This is a genomic window from Bauldia sp. (assembly GCF_020442045.1).
In the GTDB taxonomy this organism is placed as follows: Bacteria; Pseudomonadota; Alphaproteobacteria; order Rhizobiales; family Kaistiaceae; genus Bauldia.
Genome location: NZ_JAGRLA010000083.1, coordinates 1 through 21,062, shown reverse-complemented (window position 1 = coordinate 21,062; position 21,062 = coordinate 1). Strand labels below are relative to the sequence as shown.

At 65.0% G+C, this 21,062-nt stretch carries 18 protein-coding genes; 11 read left to right on the top strand and 7 right to left on the bottom strand.

The genetic code is table 11. From position 1 onward, the window contains the following. Positions 1 to 4: 4 nt before the first annotated feature. Positions 5 to 3,763, top strand: coding sequence for a glycosyltransferase (locus tag KDJ86_RS09235; protein ID WP_291744914.1), 3,759 nt, complete (start codon positions 5 to 7; stop codon positions 3,761 to 3,763). 32 nt (positions 3,764 to 3,795) lie between these two features. Here the strand turns inward: KDJ86_RS09235 and KDJ86_RS09230 are convergent, their stop codons facing one another. Beyond that, positions 3,796 to 5,670, bottom strand: coding sequence for a glycosyltransferase (locus KDJ86_RS09230; protein WP_291744912.1), 1,875 nt, complete (start codon positions 5,668 to 5,670; stop codon positions 3,796 to 3,798). Between the two features lie 82 nt (positions 5,671 to 5,752). Continuing rightward, positions 5,753 to 6,433 (bottom strand): sulfotransferase family 2 domain-containing protein, encoded by a 681-nt coding sequence (locus tag KDJ86_RS09225; RefSeq protein ID WP_291744911.1) that lies wholly within the window; start codon positions 6,431 to 6,433, stop codon positions 5,753 to 5,755. 137 nt (positions 6,434 to 6,570) lie between these two features. Between KDJ86_RS09225 and KDJ86_RS09220 the strand changes: the two genes are divergently transcribed. Then, positions 6,571 to 7,668 (top strand): hypothetical protein, encoded by a 1,098-nt coding sequence (locus KDJ86_RS09220; protein WP_291744909.1) that lies wholly within the window; start codon positions 6,571 to 6,573, stop codon positions 7,666 to 7,668. Here KDJ86_RS09220 and KDJ86_RS09215 read toward each other — a convergent pair. After that, positions 7,648 to 8,364, bottom strand: coding sequence for a hypothetical protein (locus KDJ86_RS09215; RefSeq protein WP_291744907.1), 717 nt, complete (start codon positions 8,362 to 8,364; stop codon positions 7,648 to 7,650). The two genes, KDJ86_RS09220 and KDJ86_RS09215, sit on opposite strands and share 21 nt — an antisense overlap. A 241-nt stretch (positions 8,365 to 8,605) precedes the next feature. Here KDJ86_RS09215 and KDJ86_RS09210 point away from each other — a divergent pair, with 241 nt between their 5' ends. The 4 genes from KDJ86_RS09210 to KDJ86_RS09195 all read left to right on the top strand — a co-directional run bounded on the left by KDJ86_RS09210 (position 8,606) and on the right by KDJ86_RS09195 (position 12,547). Further along, positions 8,606 to 9,337 (top strand): sulfotransferase family 2 domain-containing protein, encoded by a 732-nt coding sequence (locus KDJ86_RS09210; RefSeq protein WP_291744905.1) that lies wholly within the window; start codon positions 8,606 to 8,608, stop codon positions 9,335 to 9,337. After that, positions 9,337 to 10,206 carry a hypothetical protein gene (locus tag KDJ86_RS09205; protein ID WP_291744904.1) on the top strand — a complete coding sequence of 290 codons (870 nt, stop codon included), beginning with the start codon at positions 9,337 to 9,339 and terminating at the stop codon, positions 10,204 to 10,206. Before KDJ86_RS09210 ends, KDJ86_RS09205 begins: the two co-directional genes overlap by 1 nt. A gap of 21 nt (positions 10,207 to 10,227) precedes the next feature. Next, entirely contained in the window at positions 10,228 to 11,262 is a 1,035-nt protein-coding gene (locus tag KDJ86_RS09200) for a hypothetical protein (RefSeq protein ID WP_291744902.1), read from the top strand. 97 nt (positions 11,263 to 11,359) lie between these two features. Next, the gene (locus tag KDJ86_RS09195) at positions 11,360 to 12,547 is read left to right on the top strand and encodes an FAD-binding domain (protein ID WP_291744900.1); all 1,188 of its coding nucleotides are present in this window, start codon (positions 11,360 to 11,362) and stop codon (positions 12,545 to 12,547) included. Here KDJ86_RS09195 and KDJ86_RS09190 read toward each other — a convergent pair. Next, a complete protein-coding gene (locus KDJ86_RS09190; RefSeq protein WP_291744957.1) occupies positions 12,526 to 14,007 on the bottom strand; it encodes a malonate--CoA ligase in 1,482 nt (493 codons plus the stop codon). The two genes, KDJ86_RS09195 and KDJ86_RS09190, sit on opposite strands and share 22 nt — an antisense overlap. Before the next feature lie 80 nt (positions 14,008 to 14,087). Between KDJ86_RS09190 and KDJ86_RS09185 the strand changes: the two genes are divergently transcribed. Beyond that, the gene (locus tag KDJ86_RS09185; protein ID WP_291744899.1) at positions 14,088 to 15,302 is read left to right on the top strand and encodes a Tm-1-like ATP-binding domain-containing protein; all 1,215 of its coding nucleotides are present in this window, start codon (positions 14,088 to 14,090) and stop codon (positions 15,300 to 15,302) included. 38 nt (positions 15,303 to 15,340) lie between these two features. Here the strand turns inward: KDJ86_RS09185 and KDJ86_RS09180 are convergent, their stop codons facing one another. Together KDJ86_RS09180 and KDJ86_RS09175 are read right to left on the bottom strand one after the other, a co-directional pair. Further along, on the bottom strand, positions 15,341 to 15,580 hold the full coding sequence (locus tag KDJ86_RS09180) for a DUF2188 domain-containing protein (protein WP_291744897.1): 240 nt from the start codon (positions 15,578 to 15,580) through the stop codon (positions 15,341 to 15,343). 38 nt (positions 15,581 to 15,618) lie between these two features. Next, positions 15,619 to 16,140 (bottom strand): Dps family protein, encoded by a 522-nt coding sequence (locus KDJ86_RS09175; protein ID WP_291744895.1) that lies wholly within the window; start codon positions 16,138 to 16,140, stop codon positions 15,619 to 15,621. A 383-nt stretch (positions 16,141 to 16,523) separates the two neighbouring features. On the opposite strand from KDJ86_RS09175, the gene otnK reads away from it, so the two are divergent. Together otnK and otnC are read left to right on the top strand one after the other, a co-directional pair. After that, positions 16,524 to 17,780 carry a 3-oxo-tetronate kinase gene (otnK, locus tag KDJ86_RS09170; RefSeq protein ID WP_291744893.1) on the top strand — a complete coding sequence of 419 codons (1,257 nt, stop codon included), beginning with the start codon at positions 16,524 to 16,526 and terminating at the stop codon, positions 17,778 to 17,780. Beyond that, entirely contained in the window at positions 17,777 to 18,397 is a 621-nt protein-coding gene (gene otnC / locus KDJ86_RS09165; RefSeq protein ID WP_291744890.1) for a 3-oxo-tetronate 4-phosphate decarboxylase, read from the top strand. Before otnK ends, otnC begins: the two co-directional genes overlap by 4 nt. A gap of 1 nt (position 18,398) precedes the next feature. Here otnC and KDJ86_RS09160 read toward each other — a convergent pair whose 3' ends face one another. Next, positions 18,399 to 19,160: an SDR family NAD(P)-dependent oxidoreductase gene (locus tag KDJ86_RS09160; protein ID WP_291744889.1), complete on the bottom strand. Its 762-nt coding sequence runs from the start codon at positions 19,158 to 19,160 to the stop codon at positions 18,399 to 18,401. A 161-nt stretch (positions 19,161 to 19,321) separates the two neighbouring features. Here KDJ86_RS09160 and KDJ86_RS09155 point away from each other — a divergent pair, with 161 nt between their 5' ends. Together KDJ86_RS09155 and KDJ86_RS09150 are read left to right on the top strand one after the other, a co-directional pair. Continuing rightward, entirely contained in the window at positions 19,322 to 20,611 is a 1,290-nt protein-coding gene (locus KDJ86_RS09155) for a class-III pyridoxal-phosphate-dependent aminotransferase (RefSeq protein ID WP_291744888.1), read from the top strand. Positions 20,612 to 20,630: 19 nt separating this feature from the next. Then, positions 20,631 to 21,062, top strand: a 432-nt coding sequence (locus KDJ86_RS09150; protein WP_367116782.1) for a phosphotransferase enzyme family protein, incomplete at its 3' end; no start/stop codon positions are given.

The window sequence follows — 21,062 nt, the reverse complement described above, 5'->3', positions numbered from 1 at the left end:
TTGAATGACGTTCCAAACGACCGACAACGGCACGGCCGAGCGAACGGAAGCGACGTTCGGCGAAGAGGCGGTCTACAAGAAATTCATCGGCTATGTGCGCCGGCGGCAGACCTATGCGCCGGAAGATCTCGATATCCGCGACTATGTCGACCAATGGCGGTCGAAACCGGTCTCGATCGGCTTTCCCGAGAACTATCTGAAGGTCACCTTCGGAACCAGCCTGCTGCGCATGTTCCCATCGGCGACGGCGATGGACGAAGCGGGCTGGGAGGATGCCGACCACTTCGTCGTCGGTGGATCGATCCTGCCGCCCGGTTACCATTCGCATCCGGGCTGCGCCCGCGTCTTCCAGACGATCGAGGGCTACAGCTCGGTCCTGCTGATGGATACCGGCTATCTGGCTTCGGTCGCGTCCTGGACGGCGTCGTTTCGCGGGCAGGACCCCCGCCACGCCTGCCTCGGCTATGTCTATGACGACATCGCCCACTATTTCATGAGCGATTACCCCGGCCGGATCGCGCGCAAGCTGAATTCGCCGGCCGAGCTCTCCCATGCCGAGGAGGAGCGGGCGCAGCGGTCGATCGAGCGAATCCTCGCCGAGAAGATATCCAAGTACAACAATCAGCCGTTCAACCTGCCCGTCTTCTCGTCGGCCTTCAGCCGTCGCGTGCTGGTCGTCGACCAGTCATTCGCGGACGCGTCCACCATTTACGGCCACGCGGATGAAGACATCTTCCAGGAAATGCTGCTCGCCGCGATCCGTGAGAACCCGGACGCCGAGATCATCGTCAAGACCCACCCGGATTCGCTTGAGCAGAGAGGCAAGCGGGAGGGATTCTATTCCGGGATGGTCGATACCGGCCGGGTCCGGTTCCTGCGGCGACCGGTCAATCCCTTTGTCATCTTCGACGTCGTCGACAAGGTCTACGTCGCCAGCAGCCAGATGGGCTTCGAGGCGGCGATGGCCGGCAAGGACGTCGTGTGCTTCGGAACGCCGATCTACTCGGGCTGGGGCTTCACCGACGATCGCCAGCCGGTTCCGCATCGCCATCGAAGCCGAACGATCGTCGAGTTTTTCCACTACTTCTATATCTGGTACACGCGCTACTTTACGCCGGATTCCGCCGACGAAGCTTCGGTTGAACAAGTCCTGGATTACATCGTGCGCCACCGCTCGCATCAGCCCAATCCGATCGTGGAGACCGATACCCCCGAGGTTTCGGTCATCATCCCCGTCTACGGGGTCGAATCCTTCATCGAGGAGTGCATCGGGTCGATCCAGTCGCAGACGCTGCGCAATATCGAGATCATTCCGGTCAACGATTCCAGCCCGGACGATTCCCAGGACATCATCGATCAGCTGGCCGCGGACGATCCGCGCATCCGGCCTATCACGCTGCGCCAGAATGTCGGCCAGGGCTTTGCCCGCAACCGGGCGCTCGAGGCGGCGCGGGGCACCTATGTGCTGTTTGTCGACGGCGACGACTATCTCCAGGACCCCGACCTGCTCAGCCGGCTGGTATCCCTCGCCCGTGAGGACAAGGCCGACATGGTGCGGGCGGGCAAGTCCTTCGAACAGGTGGAGAAGGAGAACGGTGCGCCGGTCCGCCAAAGGCAGGACAAGGTGGAGAAATATTTCGGTGATGCGCTGCACGGCGTCACCTTCGTCGATCATGCGGAGATCCTGCACAATCGGCACTTCTGGAATTTTCTCTATCGCCGCGATTTCCTCGACGACCACGACATCCGCTTCACCATGACGCAGTGGGAGGAACGTCCGTTCCTTCTGAAGGCGCTGCTCAATGCCTCGTCGATTTCGACGTCGCCCGACAGGGGGCTCGTCTACCGGGTCCGCGTCGGGTCGACCGCGCGGCGGGCGAAGTCGGTCGGCGATGTCGAGAACCATACGCGGAACTTCAGCGAGGTCATCGGCCTCTTCCGGGAGAAGGGGGCGGCCCGTCGCGACAATCCGCTGAACCACCATTACCGCTTCACCTTCTCCCAGTATATCCAGTACGTCTTCCTCGGCTTCCCCTTTGCGACCGTGTCGCAAGGCGACCGGATGACGCGCGACAAGTTCATGTCGCGGTGGGCCGACATCGTCCGGGAAAGCGGCCTGACGAGCGCGGACCTGATCAAGGATCCCGAAGCGGTCGACAACGTCCTTTTCGACGAGGGGGTCTACGGCCTGATCGTCGAGGGGCTGCGCCACGGGCGGCTCGATCTGGTCGCCGCCGCGGCCGAAGGCAGGCCCCTGGCCGCCGAGACGGTCTACGGGATGTTTCTGAGCGACGACGATCCGCTGCTCGTCGCGGCGGTCAACCGCTACGCCCAGCACCGGCCGACGCTGCCCCAGCCGCCGGCGAAGGCGAGGCAGCCACGCAATCCTTCCCTGCGGCTGATCATTCACGCCGGGGCATCCAAGACCGGCAGCAGCTATATCCAGCATTTCCTCGACCAGAACCGGCCGGCCCTGATTCGTCGGGGCGTCTGGGCACCGGAATTCGGCGTCTACCGGCAGCCGGGACGACCGCACAAGATCGGCGGGCACAGCCAGTTCTTCAAAGCCGCGCGACGGGACCAGCCGGAGATGCGGCTCGCCCTCGAGAACGGGCTCGCGCTGCTGGGGACCGGCATCCACACGATCGTCATCAGCAGTGAAGGCAGTTTCCTGTCTGGCGGGACCGAGGCGCTCGTCGACTATCTGCGCGACTTCAATCCCGAGCTGCTGGTGTTCTTCCGGCGTCAGGACGACTGGGCGAATTCCCAATATGCCGAATTCGCCGGCGGTGGTGCTCTCGGTCGCATCTCGTCAATGCCGGCGGACTGGCTGGCGACCCGCTGGACGCAGGAACGCCTGGACTACGAGAGCTTCCTTCGTCGCTGGCTCGAGAAACTGCCCAAGGAAAGGGTTCATGTCCGTGCCGTCGAGCGCAGCGGCATCCGGCAGGGCGTGATCCTCGACGAGTTCATCAGTGAACTCGGGATCGAGAAATCCGGATTGGTCGAGCCGACGGCGGCGATGCGCAACGAATTGAAGCTGACCAAGGCCCAGGTCGAAACGCTCCGGTCGTTCAACGACCTGCCTTTCCCCGACGATGCCGCGTATCTGGCTTTCGTCCAGAAGGCGCATGACATCTTCGCCGAGAGCGAGATGCCGAGCGACCGGTCATACAATGCCTCGATCCTGACTCCGCAGCAGCGTCGTGCGATCCTCGACAGTGCGAGCGAGGGCAATGCCTGGATCGCCAGGGAGTTCCTGAACAGGGATGCGCTGTTCTCGGAAACCGACATCGATCCGGCCAACGGCGACCAGGGCCCGGAACTGCGCGCCGAGGAAGTGGCGGCGATCGTCGCCGCCTATAACGAGATTGCCAGGCCGGGGCTGCCGACCGACCCTGGCGTCGATCAGGCGGCCGCCGCCTCCGTGGCGCCGGCGGACCGTGAGGCGCCCGTGCTCGTCGGTCAGCGCGGTCCCGGCGGCGACCGTTCGGCCGGCTTCGTGGAGATCGACGGCCGGCGAATCGAAAAGCGGCTCGAGGCCATCCGGAATCTCCCCAATTCACAGATCGTCGCGGTCGGCCTGCTGCTCGCCGAGGGGCATGTCGATCCGCGCAAGCTCGAAGTCGTGAAGAAGGAAGTGGCGGGCAAGCGCCTCAGCAAGCGCCGGATTCTCGCCTATGTGCTCAGGCGACACGGGCGAGGCGTCCTGCGGGCCAACATGCCGGCGCGGGACCGCATCATGCTGCTCTTGCGGGGATAGGGACGGCGCCCTGTCCAGCCGGTCTAGACCAGCTAGGCCTCGCCTTCGGGGCTCCTGCGGGCGAAATAGGAGCTTGGCCCATTCTCCAGGGCCGAGCGGATCGCCACCCGCGATACCACCGACCCGGCAATCTCGCGAAGATGCCTCGACTGCGGGTGGGTGAGGGCGGCGCGCTGGATCAGCGCCTCCCAGCGATCGAGGATCAGTTCCGGCGCGAACATGGAATCGTAGCGCGCCTTCGCCGCCTTCCCCATCGACGCCCGGAGGTTCGGGTCGGACATCAGCTTGCGGATGGCATCGGCGAGGCTGTCGACCTGGTCTTCGCGCTCGACATGCAGTCCGGTGACGCCGTTTTCGATGAGGATCGGGATGCCGCTGCAGTCGCTGAAGCCGATGCAGGGGAGGCCGTGCGCCATTGCCTCGAGCGGAACAAGCGGCAGCCCTTCCGCATAGGACGGCAGGACCACGAGCTGTGCCTTCTCGTAGAACGGATAGGCGTCTTCCTTACGACCCTCGAAAATGACTTTCGAGCCGAGGCCCAGCATCTCCGCCTGGGCGCGGAGCTGATCGAGGAGCGAGCCATAGCCGACGATCCTGAGGCACCAGCCGTCGTCGGGCGTCGTCGCCTTGCCGAAGGCGGCAACCAGCGTGTCGACATTCTTGCGTGGCACCAGCCGGGCAACGCAGAGGATCGTCTTCCGCGCGGCATCGTGTCCCGCCGGATCGGCCTGATGCGCCGCCGGGGCGACCGTGTTGGGGATCACCGTCGCCTTCGACCTCAGGTAAGAGGGCAGGTCGTTCCGGAATCCGTCGGTCAGGAGGTGGATGTGGTCGGCGCTGGCAAATATCCGTTCGCGTTCGCCGCGGAGCAGGGCTCCGGTCTCGTCGGCGAAATCCGGATCGGTATGCTCCGACAGCAGGACCGGGCAATTCAGCTTGTAGCCACAATATACGTAGCGAAAGCAGATGCGGTTCATATGGAGCCCGACGATCACGTCGGGCGATTGGAGGGTCAATTCCATCAGGAGCTGGCTGTCCGAGGATTCCGTGTCGGTCTCCGGATGCCAGCTGATGGTGATCTCGGGGCGCAGGGGCCATGTCGGCTCGCCGCGATTGTCGTCGAAGGTGTGGATATTCACGGAATGCCCCCTTTCGGCCATTCCGTTCGCGACCATCGCGCCAATGCTCTCCGTGCCGCCGCGGCCCTTTGTGATCCAGGGGACGAAAAGCGCTATCGACAAGGGTTTGTCGCTGACGACCCGGGTCGGCAGCGAGGCGCCGGAGGTCGATCGTTTCTTCCCCTTCTGGCCGCGTCCGAAACGGCTCGAATCGTCCCGTGCGTAGCCGAAGGCTTCGAAGTCGCTGGCGTAGAATTCCTCTATGCGCTGCAGCGTGCGCTCGGTCGCGCTGATCTCGATCGGTGGGCTCTTGCGCTGATGGACATCCTCCTTCGGCGGCTCGATGTCGAGGCGGGCGGCCACCCGGCCGATGATATTCCGGATGCCTTCCTCGAAGCGGAACACCTCGATGCCGGGCAGGATGAACTCCGTCTGCGGCCGGATGTGGTTGTCGTGGACGAACTGGTCCGCCGGATATTCGGAGAATATCCGCTCGACCCATCGGTCGAAATCCTCTTCCGACCCGGTTCGCATGATGTATTCGCTGGCCAGCCGGTCGAAGGGATTGCGGACGATGCAGAAGGAGTAGTCGTAGAAGCTTTCCGGGAGGATCTTCTCGTAGATGTCGGCGTGGATATGCTGCGGGGTCATGCTCATCCCACGGATCTTCCGTCCGTGCAGCAGCGCTGTTTCGCCGGCGGCGGAGAGGAAGCGCTCGACGCTCGTCCCGCCCGCCTTCGGGATATGGACGAAAAGAACCAGGCGGTCGAAGACCCTGAAGAGTGGCATTGCAAAAGAACCCTGTTCAGGGACCTGCTATCGTTTATCCCTTGGGGAGCGTCAAGCGGTGGGCTCCGGTTTGCCCCGCCGATCAGGACGGGCAGACGCTGTTCGGGTCGTAGCCGAAATTCTCGAAGTCGAAGGTGAACCTGGCGCGCACGATGTCGGCCGCCCGCTTGTCGTAATAGTCGGCGGCGGCATGCTCCTTGTGCAGTCGCGATCCGGACTTCCACCTGGGGAGCGAATTCAGGTCGAGCGGCACGCCGATGGCTTCCGACACCGCCGCGACGCCTTCGGCCAGCTCTTCGTAGCGAACGAGCAGACAGTCGATCCTCTGGCCCCTGATCTGATAGAAGCCCTCGTCGGTGTTGAGTGACGGACGCATCTTGATCCAGTCGCGAAACAGCGAACGGGCATCGGCGAAGTCGTTCGCGACACGCTCCTTCGTCTCGTCCGGCATGACGTGCCAGTACCACGAGACCACCTTGTCGAAGGGGTCACGGACCGGAAGAATCTTCGTGTAGGAGTCGAAAACGCCTCGCGGCAGCGCCTTCTTGATGCGCTTCGCCGACATGTGGGCGGTGAACGACCGTCCGCCCTTGCCGCTTGCCCTTGCGCCGACAATGCCGGCGGGCGTGACGATCTCGTCGACGGCATGCTGGACGACATGGCCTTCGGGCACGCAAAGCGGCTCAAGCAGGCCTTCGAGGCTCGAACCCGCCGTCTTGCGGGTCTTGATCAGAATGAAGCGATATCGATGCGAAACGAGCATGACGACACTTGGTGGCCGGGAAAGGCTGCTCTTACGAAGAATCGCGACCCTTATCAAACCATCGGAGGGCAGGGCAGGTTGCGAAACACGGCAAGACGGCTTGTATTGCGGTTTGCGTGGTGGCGACGAGGGTGATTTTGGAACTGGTTCTGCATATCGGGACGACGAAGACGGGAACCTCTTCGATCCAGAAATTCCTGGCCAATCATGACGCCCGGCTGATGGAGCATGGGGTTCTGTATCCTCGTGCGGGGCGGGTGCATGGCGAGCGGGTGGTGGTGCGCCATGTCGGGCTGACGCTCTCGATACTGCCGGTCGATCGATCCATGACCGGCTTCGATCGCATCCTCGGTCTCAAGTCCCGCGAGGAGCGGGAGCGTTTCCGGGATCGGTTCCTCGAGGAATTCGATAGCGAGTTGCGGCAGACCAAGGCCCGGCAGATCGTCATTTCCGACGAGGCACTCTACATCTTTCTGAAGGACGACCAGATAAGGGAGCTGAAGGCGCTTCTCGACCGCTATTTCGACCATGTCCGGGTCGTCGCCTATGTGCGGGACCCGGCGAGCTTCGCGGAAAGCGCGTATTCGCAGCACCTGAAGATGGGCGGTACGAAATCCCTCGACGAATTCGTCGCGGCACTCGGCCCGACGCTTTCCTACTGGACGAAACTCGCGGCGTGGCGCAATGCCTTCGGCCCGGATTCGGTCGACCTCCGCGAATTCAGCCGCAAGCGGCTTCGCGGCGGTGATGTTGTCGAGGACTTTTGCGCCACCTTCCTCGACATGGATGTCTCGGCGAGTGCCGATCAGCGTGTCGTTTCCGCCAATCGCTCGATCTCTCCGCTCGGTCAGGCCCTGCTGCTCAGGATCAACCGGCACTACGCGGCGCGGGAAGAGCGGCGGCCGGTGTTTTTCCGGACCTACGTATCGAAGCGATTTGCCGGAAAGGGCGAGCGGCTGAGCGCCGGACAGCTGGCGGACCTCCATGGAGCGCTTGCCGACGAGATCCGGAACCTGTCGGCCGACTTCTTCGATGGCCGGGAGATATTCGAATCCTCCGCTTCCGCCGCCCCGACCGAAAGCCTCGACGACGGCGCGGTGGCGGAGGCGGCGGTCGCGATGGCCGCGGCGGCGTTTGTCCGGGGGGCGAAGGAGCAGAAGAAGGCCCTCCGAAAGGGCCGGCCGGCGGAGCGTCGCGGCAGGAAGCGCGGGCTGCTAGGGCTGATAGCCAAGTAGGTCGAACGTCCGGCGGTGACGCTCGTAGATCACCTTCTTCTGTGCGGGGCTGAGGATGTCATGCGCCGAACGGCGGTCCGCGCGATGCGCGCCCTTGGCGTTTGGCAGCGTCGCCGGGAGGTCGAGGCCGAGCCTGTCGGAAATGCGCATGAGGTCTTCGGCCAGTGTCTCCTGCCGCAGGATCTCGTCGACAACGACCTCGCCGTCGATCGAGTAAAGGCGGAGATCCTCGGGCCGGATCGCCACCTTCTCGTCGAGCAGCTCGACCATGTTCTTCTCGGTCTGGTGGCGGCTGCCCCAATAGACCCCGGAGACGACTTTCTCGTAAGGGTGGCGTTCGATCGTGAACTTGAAGGCCTTGTCCCAGAATTCCCGCGGTATGGCGTTCCTGATCTTCGAGGCGGAGGAATGGTTGGTCAGCGCCCCCTGGCCGATCGCCTGCTTCCGCAGCTTCCGGAACCGGCCCGGCTTCCGTTTCAGGATGGCCCGCTCGATTCTGGTTTCGAGGCCCCGGTCTCCGACATAGTTGCGCGCCGCGACCCGTCCGTCCTGAAGCCGCAGATGCTCGTCCTCGAGGGTGATAAGCGAGAGGATGTCGTCGGGGCCGCATGACGGCGTCAGCGCTATTTCCACGCTGGTTCCGCCCGTCTTGCGGGTCTTGATGAAGATGAAATTCTTCTCGTAGCTGACGATCATCGAACCGGGTGTCTTGTTCTGGGCTGGCCGTCGGCCGGAATGGAGGCGGCGGCCGACGGGCCTTCGTATTCCGGCGCCCTGCCATGTGCAATCGGTGCGGGTCGGATTTCCGCCACTGCTTCCAGCGGAATCCGCGGGAACAGGCACGAGCCCGACGCCTCCCGCCTTGTAACGCCACGGCGAGTTTGGCAGATTGCAGCCGCGAGTGAGCCGGGTCTCTTGCGCCAAGGTGTTGATCTTAATGAAGAAAAGCTACGAGAAGAATCTGCGGCTGCAAGCGGCTCGCTCGAAGCGGAGTGGCTATCTTCATATCCCGAAAACCGGAGGCTCGGGGATCGGCCAGTTCCTCAACAAGCTGACGCAGACGATCGGCGCGGAGAAGGTTCCGACCAAGTTCAATCATCCCTGGACCGTCGAGCATATTCTCCAGCAATTTCCCGAGATCAGCATTCATGTGGTGATCCGCGATCCGGTCGAGCGCATGGTCAGCGGGTTCCTGAGCCGGATGCGGATGGGGCGACCACGCCGCAACCACATCTGGAACACGCCGGAGGCGATCTCCTTTTCATTTTTCAGCGAGCCGCAGCAACTGCTGCGGGCCCTCGTCTCCGACGACGAGAGGCTCAAGTCGGCCGCGCTGTTCGCCTATGCCGGTATCCGGCATCTGCGCTGGAACTACGTCTACTATTTCCAGTCGCCCGACTATGTCGACCGGATCGAGAAGAATATCGGCGTGGTCAGGGAAATCGATGACACCGACGCCTTCCTCGGTGAAATCTGCTCGGTGTGTAACGTCGAGCCGGCGATGGCGGACAAGCTCTATTCCAAGGTCCACGTCTCCAAGGTGTCGCCGCGAAGCATCACATCGGTGATGGACGAGGACGAAATCGCCAGGGTAAAGGCGGCGCTCGAGCCCGAATATGCGATCTATCGCCAGTTGCAGGCGATCGCACGGCGCCAGTCCGCCGCCTGATGGGAAAGCCCGCAGCATCGCGCGCCGACGCCGTCTTCCCGTCGACCTCGGGGCCGCGGCTCTGGTCGGCCCTGACGCGTCGCCGTGTCGTGCTGCTCGCCGGCAGCGCGCCGGAAGCGGCAGCGCTCGCCGATGTCGATCTCGACGGCCTGGTGAGGGTGGCGATCAACAATGCCTGGCGGATCAGGAGCGACTTCGACTATGTCGTCTTCCCGCGGAATTTTCCCGATGAGAATCGCCCGCCGCAGGACTATCCGGCGGACCTGGTCCGCGAGGTGAACTACCTCAAGCATGTCAGAAGTGCCGGCGGACTGCTCTTCTCGGGGTCGACGATGGCCTTCAACGCCGGTTACTGGGCGGTGCGGTATTTGACGCCCGCGATGGTCGGCTTCTATGCCTGCGACATGATCTACGACGACAAGGAGACGCATTTCTACGGGAAGGGGGAGGCCGATCCGCTGCGCGGCAACCTCACCCTCCGCAGCCTGGAGGCCAAGAGCGCCCGCCTCTTCGCCTACGGCCTCGCGGCGGGGACGATGGTCGTCAACTTCTCGACGCGGCCACGTTCGCGACTGGTGTTTCCCCGGTTGCCGCTTGCCGCGATCCGCCAGCGTTCCCCGGTCAGGCGGTTGTGCTCGGAAGCCGTTCGAAGCATGGAGGCCCGCCGGATCGTCGCCACCGCGCGCGAGATCGCATCCATGGAGGCGTCTCCGCCTTTCGCCGCCGACCCGAATGACTACTGGTCGCTGGTCGGCGACGAGACGGCGATCGCCTATCTCGACGACGTCGACAGGCGCTGGCTCGCCATCGTTCCGGAAATCGCCGCGCTTGGCGCGGCGATCGAGCGTGGCGTGTCGGGCATGGGCTGAGTGATCGGGGCGCGACGCGGAATGAGATGCGTTCTTCACATCGGCGCCGAGAAGACGGGCACGACCTCGATCCAGCGTTCGCTGACGAAGAATGGCGGCCTGCTCGCCGCCCGGAAGATCCATTATCCGGAGCTCTTCCACGGCCAGAGGCACGTCAAGATTTCCTGCTTCGCGATGGACAATGACCGGCTCGACATCCGCAAGCGCCGGCTCGGCCTGACTGACGACGCGGCAATCGAGAAGTTCCGCAAGGGCTTCCGCCGCGACTTCGCGAAGGAGATGGAGACCTGCCGCAAGCGAACAGGAACGGTCGTCATCGTCAACGAGCATCTGTCGCGGCTCCAGAATGCCGCCGAGGTCGAGCGGCTGAAGGCATTTATCGAGCGTTTCTTCGAGGCGATCGACATCCACTTCTACATCCGGCGGCAGGACCTGCTGATGCGCAGCATGTATTCGACCGTCATCAAGGTCGGCGGGATCAGGGAGAATGTCTTCCCGCCTTTCGAGGAAGGAGGGCGCGACTTCCTGGCTTTCGACTTCCATCGGATATTCCGGCTGTGGACATCGGTCTTCCCGATGGAGTCGTTCCACATCCATCGCTTCGATCGGTCGGCATTGCTCTCCGGCGACGTGGTCGTCGACTTCCTGTCCCGTTCCGGCCTGTTCGAACAGGCAGCAGCGGAGGCCTTCAGGATCGAGGCGGAGAACGCGTCGCTCGATCCGATCGCCCTCGAGGTCCTGCGGCAATTCAACCTTGCCTGGGGGCAGCATGGCTATGAGAAGGCCGGCCTCAGGGGAACGGGCGCGCTCGCCGGCGAGCTTTTTCCGGGGCGGGGCAAGCCGGTCAGCCGGGCGGAGGCGGAAACGTTCCTTTCGCATTTCGAGGCCGGCAATCGCGCGCTGGCCCGGGCCTGCTTCGACAGTGATGAGCTTTTCGATACCTCGGACATCGCTGCCTTGCCCGAGACGGTCGATCCGCCGCGGCCCACAGCCGAAGATACGGCAAGGGTCCTGTCGGCGATCTGGAACCTGAAATTCTCGCGGATGTCGAGCTGACGGCCGGGATATCGCGTCGAGGAGGAGGGCGAGCTTGCCAGGCGCATCGATATCGCGAGACACTTCGCGACCTGACCGAAGGCCGTGAGATACCGCAGTGAAGATACTGATCAGCGGCGCCGGCATTGCCGGGCCGACACTCGCATACTGGCTTCTGCGCTACGGACATGAGCCGACGCTTGTCGAGCATGCATCGAACCTGCGGACAGGCGGCTATGTCATCGACTTCTGGGGCGCCGGCTACGACATTGCCGGGAAGATGGGGCTGACGCCTCATCTTCGCGACATCGGCTATTTCGTCGAGGAGGTCCGTTTCGTCGACGGTGAGGGCCGGCGGAGCGGCGGTTTCTCCGCCGAGGTCTTCAGCGAGGCGACCCGCGACCGTTATGTCAGCCTGCGCCGCGGCGACCTGGCCTCCGCCATCTACGGAACCATCGACGGCAAGGTCGAGGCGGTCTTCGGTGACAGCATCGCCGCGATCGAAGAGACGCCGGAGGGCGTCGATGTCTCCTTCGCCCGGAGCGCGCCACGTCGTTTCGATCTGGTGATCGGCGCCGACGGCCTGCATTCGAGGGTGCGCGAGCTCGCCTTCGGACCCCAGGACCGGTTCGAGGATTATCTCGGCTACAAGGTCGCGGCCTTCGAGGTTCCCGGCTACCGGCCGCGCGACGAACTCGTCTATGTCATGTACACCGAGGTCGGGCGTCAGGTGGCGCGGTTCGCGATGCGTGGCGACAATACGCTGATCCTCTTCGTCTACATTGACGAGGATCGGCAAATGCCGGCCGATGTCGACGATCAGAAGGCGGCAATCGCGGCCCGTTTCGCCGACGGCGCCTGGGAGTGCGGGCCGATCCTTGCCGCCCTCGATGCGGCGGACTCGCTCTATTTCGACAGGGTCAGCCAGATCCGGATGGATGGCTGGCATTCGGACCGTGTGGCGCTGGCCGGCGACGCCGCCTTTTGTGCGTCCTTGCTTGCCGGCGAGGGATCGGCGCTGGCGATGATCGCCGCCTACGTCCTTGCCGGGGAGCTTCACCGCGCCGACGACGACCACGTCGCGGCCTTCTCACGCTACGAGGCGCTGATGCGCCCATTCATCCTCGAGAAGCAGAAGGCGGCCAGGGGCTTCGCTGGCGCGTTTGCGCCGAGTTCGGAGCTCGGGCTGTTCCTTCGCAACCAGATATCGAAGATGCTGGGCATTCCGTTCATCGCCCATCTCGCCATCGGCCGGGGGCTCAGGGACAACATCGCGCTGCCCGACTACGAAGCGGATGCGGCGTAGAGATCGGCGAGGCGGTCGCGCAGCAGGTTCTTCTGGACCTTGCCCATGGTGTTTCGCGGCAATTCATCGACGAAGATCACCCGCTTGGGCTGCTTGTAGCGGGCGAGCCGTTCGGCCAGCGGCGCGCAGACATCGGCTTCCTCCAGATCGACGCCGGTTTCCCGCACGACGACCGCCGTGACGGCCTCGCCGAAATCGGGATGGGGCAAGCCGATCACGGCGCTCTCGACCACGCCGTCGATCTGGTCGATCTCGGATTCGACCTCCTTCGGATAGACGTTGAAGCCGCCGCTGATGACGAGATCCTTGCCGCGCCCGACGATCGACACATAGCCCCTGTCGTCGATCCGGCCGAGGTCGCCGGTGATGAAGAAGCCGTCGTCTCGAAATTCGGCGCGGGTCTTCTCGGGCATCCGCCAATAGCCGGCGAAGACGTTGGGCCCCTTCACCTCGATCATGCCGATCTCGCCATCGGCGAGTGGCGCGCCGGTCTCCGGATCGGTGACGCGCAGCGCGACGTCGGGGAGCGGAAAGCCGACCGTGCCCGCGACCCGCTCTCCGTCATAGGGGTTCGACGTGTTCATGTTGGTCTCGGTCATGCCGTAGCGCTCGAGGATGGCGTGGCCGGTCCTCTCCCGCCAGGCGGCGTGCGTGTCGGCCAGCAGCGGTGCGGAACCGGAGACGAAGAGCCGCATATGCGCTGCCGTTTCACGGGTCAGGCCCGGCTGCTGCAGCAACCGGACGTAGAAGGTCGGAACGCCCATCAGGCTGGTCGCCCGCGGCATCGCCGCGAGAATCTGATCGGCATCGAAACGCGGCAGGTAGATCATCGACGCGGCCGCGAAGAGGATCGTATTGGTGGCGACGAAGAGGCCGTGGGTGTGGAAGACCGGCAGGGCGTGGATCAGCACGTCCTCGCCGGTGAAACGCCAGTAGTCGACCAGCGTCCGGGCATTGGAGGCGAGGTTCTCGTGGGTGAGCATCGCCCCCTTGGACCGGCCGGTGGTGCCCGAGGTGTAGAGGATGGCGGCCAGGTCGTCGGGGCCGCGGGCGGCGTCCGCGAAGTCGGGAGACAACTGGGCGGCGCGTCTGGTCAGCGATCCCTGGCCGGCGGCGTCGAGGGTCTCCACCGTCGTGGTCGGCGCGACCGAACGGATATCCTTCGCCATCTCGGGATCGCAGACGATGAGACGCGGTTCGGCGTCGCCGAAGAAATAGCCGAGTTCGCTGAGGGTATAGCCGGTATTGAGAGGCAGGAAGGCCGCGCCGGCGCGGACGCAGCCGAGGTAGAGCAGGATTGCCTCCGGGCTCTTGGCGACCCGGGCCGCGACCCGGTCACCCGGTTCGACCCCGGCCTCGACGAGCGCATTGGCAAGGCGGGCGGTGTCGGCAAGCATGTCGCCGTAGCTGAGAACGCCCCGGCCGAAGACGTCCATGAACGGTTTCGCCGGCTCGGGCATGCGATCGCGAATCTGATCAAAGAGGTGGTTCACGGCGTCTCTCTGTTAGGTTGGGATTCGAAAGAGGGAGGGATGGTGCCATGACGCACAAGGTCGTCGCAATTCTCGGGACGCTCGACACCAAGGGCGAGGAATTCGCCTTCCTGAAGCAGCGGATCGAAACGCAGGGCGTCTCGACCCTGGTGATCGATGCCGGCATTCTCGGCTCTCCCTCGTTCAGCCCCGATATCCGGGCGGCGGAGGTGGCGGAAGCCGGCGGCGCCGACCTTGCGCGGCTGGTGGAGGAACGGGACCGGGGCCGCGCCGTCACGGTGATGAGCGAGGGCGCCGCGGCGATCGTCGCACGGCTGTATGACGAAGGCCGGATCGACGGCATCGTCTCGATGGGCGGCGGCGGCGGTACGGCGGTCGGCACCGCGGCGATGCGGGCGCTTCCGGTCGGCGTGCCCAAGCTGATGATCTCGACTCTCGCCTCCGGCGACGTCAGCGCCTATGTCGGCGCCAAGGACATCACCATGATGCCGTCGGTGGTCGACATTGCCGGCATCAATCGCCTGTCGATGCGGATCCTGACCAACGCCGCCGGGGCCATCGCCGGGATGGTGAAGGCCGAAGCCCCCTCCGGCCTCCACGACAAGCCGCTGATCGCAGCCACCATGTTCGGCGTCACCACCCCTTGCGTGACACGGGCGCGGGAGGTGCTGGAGGAGGCCGGCTACGAGGTGCTGGTCTTCCATGCGACGGGGACCGGCGGACGCAGCATGGAAGAGCTGGTCAGCGCGGGTTTCATCGCCGGAGTCCTTGACCTGACGACGACCGAACTGGCGGACGAGCTGGTTGGCGGCGTGCTCAGCGCCGGCCCTCGAAGGCTCGAGGCGGCTGGCGCCGCCGGCGTCCCGCAGGTCGTTTCGCTCGGCGCGCTCGACATGGTCAATTTCGGGGCGCCGGAGACTATCCCCGACACGTTCAGGGACCGGACCTTCTATCGCCACAACCCGCAGGTCACGCTGATGCGCACGACCGTCGAGGAGAATGCCGAACTCGGCCGGATCATCGGTGGAAAGCTCGCCCGCGCCAAGGGGCCGACGGTTGTCATGGTGCCGAAGAAGGGCGTCTCGCTGATCGACGTCGAAGGACAGCCCTTCCACGACCCGGCCGCGGACGAAGCGCTGTTCGACGCCCTGAAAGCGGAGCTCCACGGCAATGTCGAGGTCGTCGAAATGGACCTCGACATCAATGCGAATGCCTTTGCCGAGCGCGCGGCGGAGCTCCTGTTGGCAAGGCTCAAAACATGAGCCGGGCGGCCGCCTGATGCGCGGGCCCGGCTCTCCGTCTAGTCCTTGACCTCCGTCTCGGGCCGATCATTGCCGGCCGCCAGCTCGTCGTGCCACTTGCCTTCCTTGTCTTCCCAGGAAATACCGGTCGTGTTGCCCGGCATCCGCTGCTCCATCGCCGCCTGGCGGGCGGCATCGAGCGCATCGTCGCGGGTCTGGAAGGTTTCGGAGAAGACATCGCCGACCTTGTAGGCCCAGCCACCATCATGTTCGACGATCTCGTAGGTCACCTTCGTCATCGCACACTCCCTGACTTGCAGCGGCGCCGGCTGCCTGTTCAATCGGCCGCGTCGCGGCTGATCTCGAAGAGGAACCAGATGCGGCGCTCGGTCTCGTCGATCCAGTTCTCGATCAGGCTCGCGGTCGCCACGTCGCCTAGCTCGTCGCAGACCGCGTGGGTCTCGCGCAGGAAGGTCGCCAGCTGCATGTTGTCATCGCGGAGCTCGGCGACCATGTCCTTCGCCGTGACGAAGTCGGCGTCGTTGTCGGGGAGGCGCTGCAGCTTGCTGATCTGGCCGACCGACTTCAGCGTCGGCCCGCCGACCTTGCGGGCCCGCTCGGCGATGTCGTCGGTCATCGCAAATATCTGGGTGCCGTGTTCGTCAAAAAGCAAATGAAGATCCCGGAAGCGGGGGCCGGAAAGGTGCCAATGAAAATTCTTTGTCTTGATGTAGAGGGTGAAGACGTCCGCGAGCAGCGTCGTCAGGGCGGCGGCGATGTCCCTGGTGGCGTTGGCGCCGAGTCCGGATGGCGTGCGCAGGGGGGCCGCGCGTTTGGTCTTTGCAGATGAGCGCTTCATTACAGTCTCCTCGGGGGTTTGCCAGCTTACTGCGGGGAACTCGCCCGTAGCATCGGCCGGCCGGGGCAGGGTCTCTACGGAGAAATATAGCGAACGATCGCCGGGCCGCCAGTCGCGGGATACATCCCGTTTGCGATCGGGGCCGATGCGGACGGGATCGCCGCTCAATCTATCGGAGCCGGTTGGGTTCGTGATAGCCAGACACCTGCACCGGCTGCCGGATTTCGGAGACGGAGAGGGTCCGACAAGAGGGGAGATGGAATGACGGTTGCGCCGCGGATAGTGGAAGTCCTGCGTTTCCTGGTGGAACGCCCGGGGTACTTGAGGGAAATGAGGGGAGGGCCGGTGCAGGCGCACCAAGCGGCCGTCGCAGGGGGGACGAAATGCTACTGGGCGTGATTGCCGACGATTTCACCGGCGCAAGCGACATCGCCAATACCCTCGCCAAGGGCGGGATGGTGACGATCCAGTTCGTCGGCGTGCCGACGAGGCCGGCGCCGCAGGACTGCGAAGCCGGAGTCGTTGCCCTCAAGACGCGCTCGATCGCGGCGGACGAGGCGGTGGCCCAGTCGCTTGCCGCGCTCGAATGGTTGAAGGCGCAGGGCTGCGAGCAGTTCCTGTTCAAGTATTGCTCGACCTTCGATTCGACGCCCGAGGGCAATATCGGCCCGGTGGCGGAGGCCCTGCTCGAGGCGCTCGGTGGGGATGTCGCGGTGGTGTGTCCGGCCTTTCCGACCACAGGCCGCACGCTCTACCAGGGTCATCTCTTCGTCAACGGCCGGCTCCTCAGTGAATCCGGCATGGAGACGCACCCGCTCAATCCGATGACCGACCCGGATCTTGTTCGCTGGCTGGGGCGTCAGACAAGCCTCGGGGTCGGCCTCGTGCCCTATCCGGCGGTACGAGCCGGCGCCGGCGCCATCCGTTCGGCACTCGCGGCGGAAGCGGCGGAGGGCCGTCGGCTTGCCGTCGCCGACGCGATCGTCGACGACGACCTCTTCGCGCTTGGCGAGGCGCTCGATGGCGCGAAGCTGATCACTGGCGGGTCGGGGATAGCGCTTGGCCTGCCGCGAAATTTCGCGCAACGCGGGCTGCTTGGCGGGACCGCGACCAGGGTTCCGGCGGTGGCCGGGCCCGGCTGCGTGCTCTCCGGCTCGTGTTCGACCGCGACGCGCGGGCAGGTCGCCCGCTACGCGGAGAGCCATCCGGCCCTCACGGTCCTTCCCGAAGACCTGGTGGAGGGTCGGACGACGGTGGCCGGCGCTCTCGATTTTGTCGAGAGCCATTTGGCCGAGCAGCCGATCGTCACCTCGACCGCCGAGCCGGAGGCGGTGGCGGCGGTGCAGGAGCGTTTCGGACGCGCCAGGGTGGCGGAAGCGGTCGAAAGCTTCTTCGGCGAGCTCGCGAGCCAGCTCGTCGCGCGTGGCGTAAGCAGGATCGCCGTGGGTGGCGGCGAAACGTCCGGCGCGGTCATCACCGCGCTCCATCTCGACAGCCTGCGGATAGGCGGCGAGATCGATCCCGGCGTCCCGGCCCTCGTCAGCGACGGTGATCCTGTGCTTGGGCTCGCCCTGAAGAGCGGCAATTTCGGCGCTCCCGACTTCTTCGACAAGGCCCTCAGGGCGATGGAGACCCCATGAGCGAAGCTGCGATCCGCGCCGGTATCGTCAAATGGGGCCGCTCGATGTTCGAGCGCGGGCTGACCGGCGGCTCGTCCGGCAACATCTCGGCCCGGCTCGACGACGGCTATATCTTCACGCCGACCAATTCCTGCCTCGGCTTCCTCGATCCGGATCGGCTCTCCAAGCTCGACCTGAATGGCGATCCGGTTTCCGGTGACAAGCCGACCAAGGAACTGCCGCTGCATTTCTCCTTCTACGAGTCGCGTCCCTCGGCCCGGGCCGTGGTCCACCTCCATTCCACGTATGCGACCGCGCTCTCCTGCCTCGCCGATGTCGATCCGGAGGATGCCCTGCCGCCGATGACGCCCTATGTCGTCATGCGGGTCGGACGCGTCCCCGTCGTGCCCTATACGCGGCCGGGTTCGAGCGACGTGATCACGCTGATCAAGGGAACGGCGCCGAGCGCCGCCGTGCTCCTCGGCAATCACGGTCCGGTGGTCTCGGCGGGCGATCTCGATCGCGCCGTCTTCGCCATCGAGGAGCTGGAGGAGGCGGCCCGGCTTGCGATGATCACCCGCGGGCTTGCCGTCCGCTACCTCGATGCCGCGCAGGTGGCCGAGCTCAAGCCGAGCTAGGTCAGGCGATGCATTCCCCGCCGTCGACGACCAGCGCGTGGCCGGTCATGAAGGACGACCGGTCGGAGGCGAGGTAGAGGATCGACTCGGCGATCTCGTCGACCGTCGCGAAGCGGCCTAGCGGAATCTGGCCCCGGATGTATTCCTGCAGCGCCTCGCGTCCGCCCATCTGGCGGGTGAAGGCGTCGTTGAAGGGGGTGTCGACCCAGCCCGGGCAAAGCGCGTTGACCCGCACGCCGTATTTCCCGTAGTCGATGGCGATCTGCTTCACCATCGCCACCGCCGCATGCTTCGAGGTCGCATAGGCGATCATCTCGTGGTCGTAGAGGACGCCGGAATTCGAGGAGGTGACGATCACCGAGCCCTTGCCGGCCTCCCGCATGATCGGCATGACCAGCCGGATCAGCCGGAAATGGGCCCGCACGTTGATCTGCCAGGAGAGGTCCATGCCTTCCGGATCGACCTCCTCGAGCGGTCCCTCGACCTGTACGCCGGCATGGCTGTGGAGGATGTCGATGCGGCCATAGACCTCCATCGCTTCGGAGACCAGCCGCTCCTGGTCGGCGTCCTTGCCGGCATCCGTCGTGACGGCGAGCGAACGCCCGCCGGATTCGGTGATCGCGCGAGCTGTCGCCTCGCCGGCTTCGGTGTTGCGATCGGCGACGACGATCGCCGCGCCTTCACGGGCCATCAACAGGGCACCGGCGCGGCCGATGCCCGAGCCGGCGCCGGTTACGATCGCAACCCGTCCCTCGAGAATCATGGTCTTTCCTTCCGTTTTCCGGGGTGCCCCGAAACCCTCTCCCTTGGTGTCAATTCCTTCCCCGCTTGTGTCAAGTCGGTGCGGGGAGGGGGGCCTAGTGTCCATGGCGTGGAGAGGCCCGCGCGCCTGGTGCGGGCGACAACCGAACGGGAGATGGCGTCGTGAGCAAGGCCAAGGACGACTTCATCGCCAGGACCATGCAATACTGGAATCCCGGCAAGACGCTGGAATGGCAGCGCGTCGGGGTCGATCTCGTCATCGATCGCCGCGAGGCCTATTACCTCTACGACATGGATGGCCGCCGCCTGATCGATCTTCACCTCAACGGCGGCATCTACAGCCTCGGGCACCGCAATCCCGAGGTCATCGCCGCCGTCAAGGAGGGGATGGAGCATTTCGACATCGGCAACCACCACTTCCCGGCGCTGATGCGAACCAAGCTCGCCGAGATGCTGGCCAAGCACACCCCCGAGGGGCTGCATTACTCGATGTATGCCTCGGGTGGTGGCGAGGCGATCGACATCGCGCTGAAGAGCGCCCGCCACGCGACCCAGCGCAAGCGCATCATCTGCCTGCAGCGCTGCTATCACGGCCATACCGGCCTCGCGGTCAAGGTCGGCGACGACCGTTTCTCCAAGCTCTTCCTCTCCGAGGCGACCGAGGACGAGGTCACCAAGGTGCCGTTCAACGATCTCGACGCCATGGAGGCCGAGATCATGAAGGGCGACGCCGCCTGCGTGATCATCGAGTCGATCCCGGCGACCTACGGCTTCCCGATGCCGATCCCCGGCTACCTCAAGGCGATCAAGGAGATGTGCGAGAAGGTCGGCACGCTGTTCATCGCCGACGAGGTCCAGACCGGGCTGATGCGGTCCGGCGAGATGTGGTGCATCGACACCTATGGCGTGGTGCCCGACATGCTGGTTACCGGCAAGGGCATCTCCGGCGGCATCTATCCGATCGCCGCGGTGGTCGCCAACGAGAAGTCGGCCGCCTGGCTCAACGAGGACGGCTGGGGCCACATGTCGAGCTTCGGCGGCGCCGAGCTCGGCTGCATCGCCGCCCACAAGGTGATGGAGATCGTCTCGCGGCCCGAGACCCGGTCGCAGTGCCACTACATCGCGCATTACCTCCGTCAGGGCCTCAACGACATCCAGGCCCACCATCCGGATTTCTTCGTCGGCATCCGCCAGCGCGGCCTGATCCTCGGGCTCGAATTCGATCACCCGCAGGGCGCGGTCGAGGTCATGCGGAGCTGCTACGCGAACGGCATATGGGCGATCTATTCGGCGCTCGATCCCCGCGCCCTCCAGTTCAAGCCGGGCCTCCTCCTCGACAAGACGCTTTGCGATGACGTACTGAACCGGCTCGATACCGCCGTCGGCCAGGCGCGCGCGACGCTGCTCGGGCCGGCGCGCCGTTCCTCAAACGGCCGCCGCGAGGCGGCGTAAGCCGCGCGGCGAGCGACCGATGACGCCCTTTGACGATCTTCCCCACGAGGAGCAGCTCCGTCACCTCGCGGATCTTGCCGCCGCGGCGCTCGCTAGCTGGGGCATCGCGGCGCGCGAGCCGCCGGCGCTGATCAACCTCTCGGAGAACGCGACCTATCGGGTCGACGATGCCGGCTCCGATCGCCGCTGGGCAATGCGGGTCCATCGCGAAGGCTACCATTCGCGGAACGCCATCGCGTCCGAGCTCGCCTGGCTGATGGCGCTGCGCAGCGACGGCGTGGTGGTGACGCCGGCTCCCGTCCCCGGCCGCGACGGCGAACTGATCCAGTCCGTTTCCCATCCGACCATGGCCCGGCCGCGCCAGGTCGTGCTGTTCCAATGGGAGAGCGGCGAGGAGCCGTCCGAGAAGGATCATCTCACCGACAAGTTCCACATCCTCGGCGAGGTGACG

What these genes read in the sequence shown, in the direction of transcription:
- KDJ86_RS09175 (WP_291744895.1), bottom strand. Translation starts at nt 16,140, where the DNA reads ATGAAGCGCTCATCTGCAAAGACCAAACGCGCGGCCCCCCTGCGCACG.
- KDJ86_RS09230 (WP_291744912.1), bottom strand. Translation starts at nt 5,670, where the DNA reads ATGCCACTCTTCAGGGTCTTCGACCGCCTGGTTCTTTTCGTCCATATC.
- otnC (WP_291744890.1), top strand. Translation starts at nt 17,777, where the DNA reads ATGAGCGAAGCTGCGATCCGCGCCGGTATCGTCAAATGGGGCCGCTCG.
- KDJ86_RS09190 (WP_291744957.1), bottom strand. Translation starts at nt 14,007, where the DNA reads ATGCCCGAGCCGGCGAAACCGTTCATGGACGTCTTCGGCCGGGGCGTT.
- KDJ86_RS09205 (WP_291744904.1), top strand. Translation starts at nt 9,337, where the DNA reads ATGGGAAAGCCCGCAGCATCGCGCGCCGACGCCGTCTTCCCGTCGACC.
- KDJ86_RS09160 (WP_291744889.1), bottom strand. Translation starts at nt 19,160, where the DNA reads ATGATTCTCGAGGGACGGGTTGCGATCGTAACCGGCGCCGGCTCGGGC.
- otnK (WP_291744893.1), top strand. Translation starts at nt 16,524, where the DNA reads ATGCTACTGGGCGTGATTGCCGACGATTTCACCGGCGCAAGCGACATC.
- KDJ86_RS09235 (WP_291744914.1), top strand. Translation starts at nt 5, where the DNA reads ATGACGTTCCAAACGACCGACAACGGCACGGCCGAGCGAACGGAAGCG.
- KDJ86_RS09180 (WP_291744897.1), bottom strand. Translation starts at nt 15,580, where the DNA reads ATGACGAAGGTGACCTACGAGATCGTCGAACATGATGGTGGCTGGGCC.
- KDJ86_RS09185 (WP_291744899.1), top strand. Translation starts at nt 14,088, where the DNA reads ATGACGCACAAGGTCGTCGCAATTCTCGGGACGCTCGACACCAAGGGC.
- KDJ86_RS09200 (WP_291744902.1), top strand. Translation starts at nt 10,228, where the DNA reads ATGAGATGCGTTCTTCACATCGGCGCCGAGAAGACGGGCACGACCTCG.
- KDJ86_RS09210 (WP_291744905.1), top strand. Translation starts at nt 8,606, where the DNA reads ATGAAGAAAAGCTACGAGAAGAATCTGCGGCTGCAAGCGGCTCGCTCG.
- KDJ86_RS09225 (WP_291744911.1), bottom strand. Translation starts at nt 6,433, where the DNA reads ATGCTCGTTTCGCATCGATATCGCTTCATTCTGATCAAGACCCGCAAG.
- KDJ86_RS09215 (WP_291744907.1), bottom strand. Translation starts at nt 8,364, where the DNA reads ATGATCGTCAGCTACGAGAAGAATTTCATCTTCATCAAGACCCGCAAG.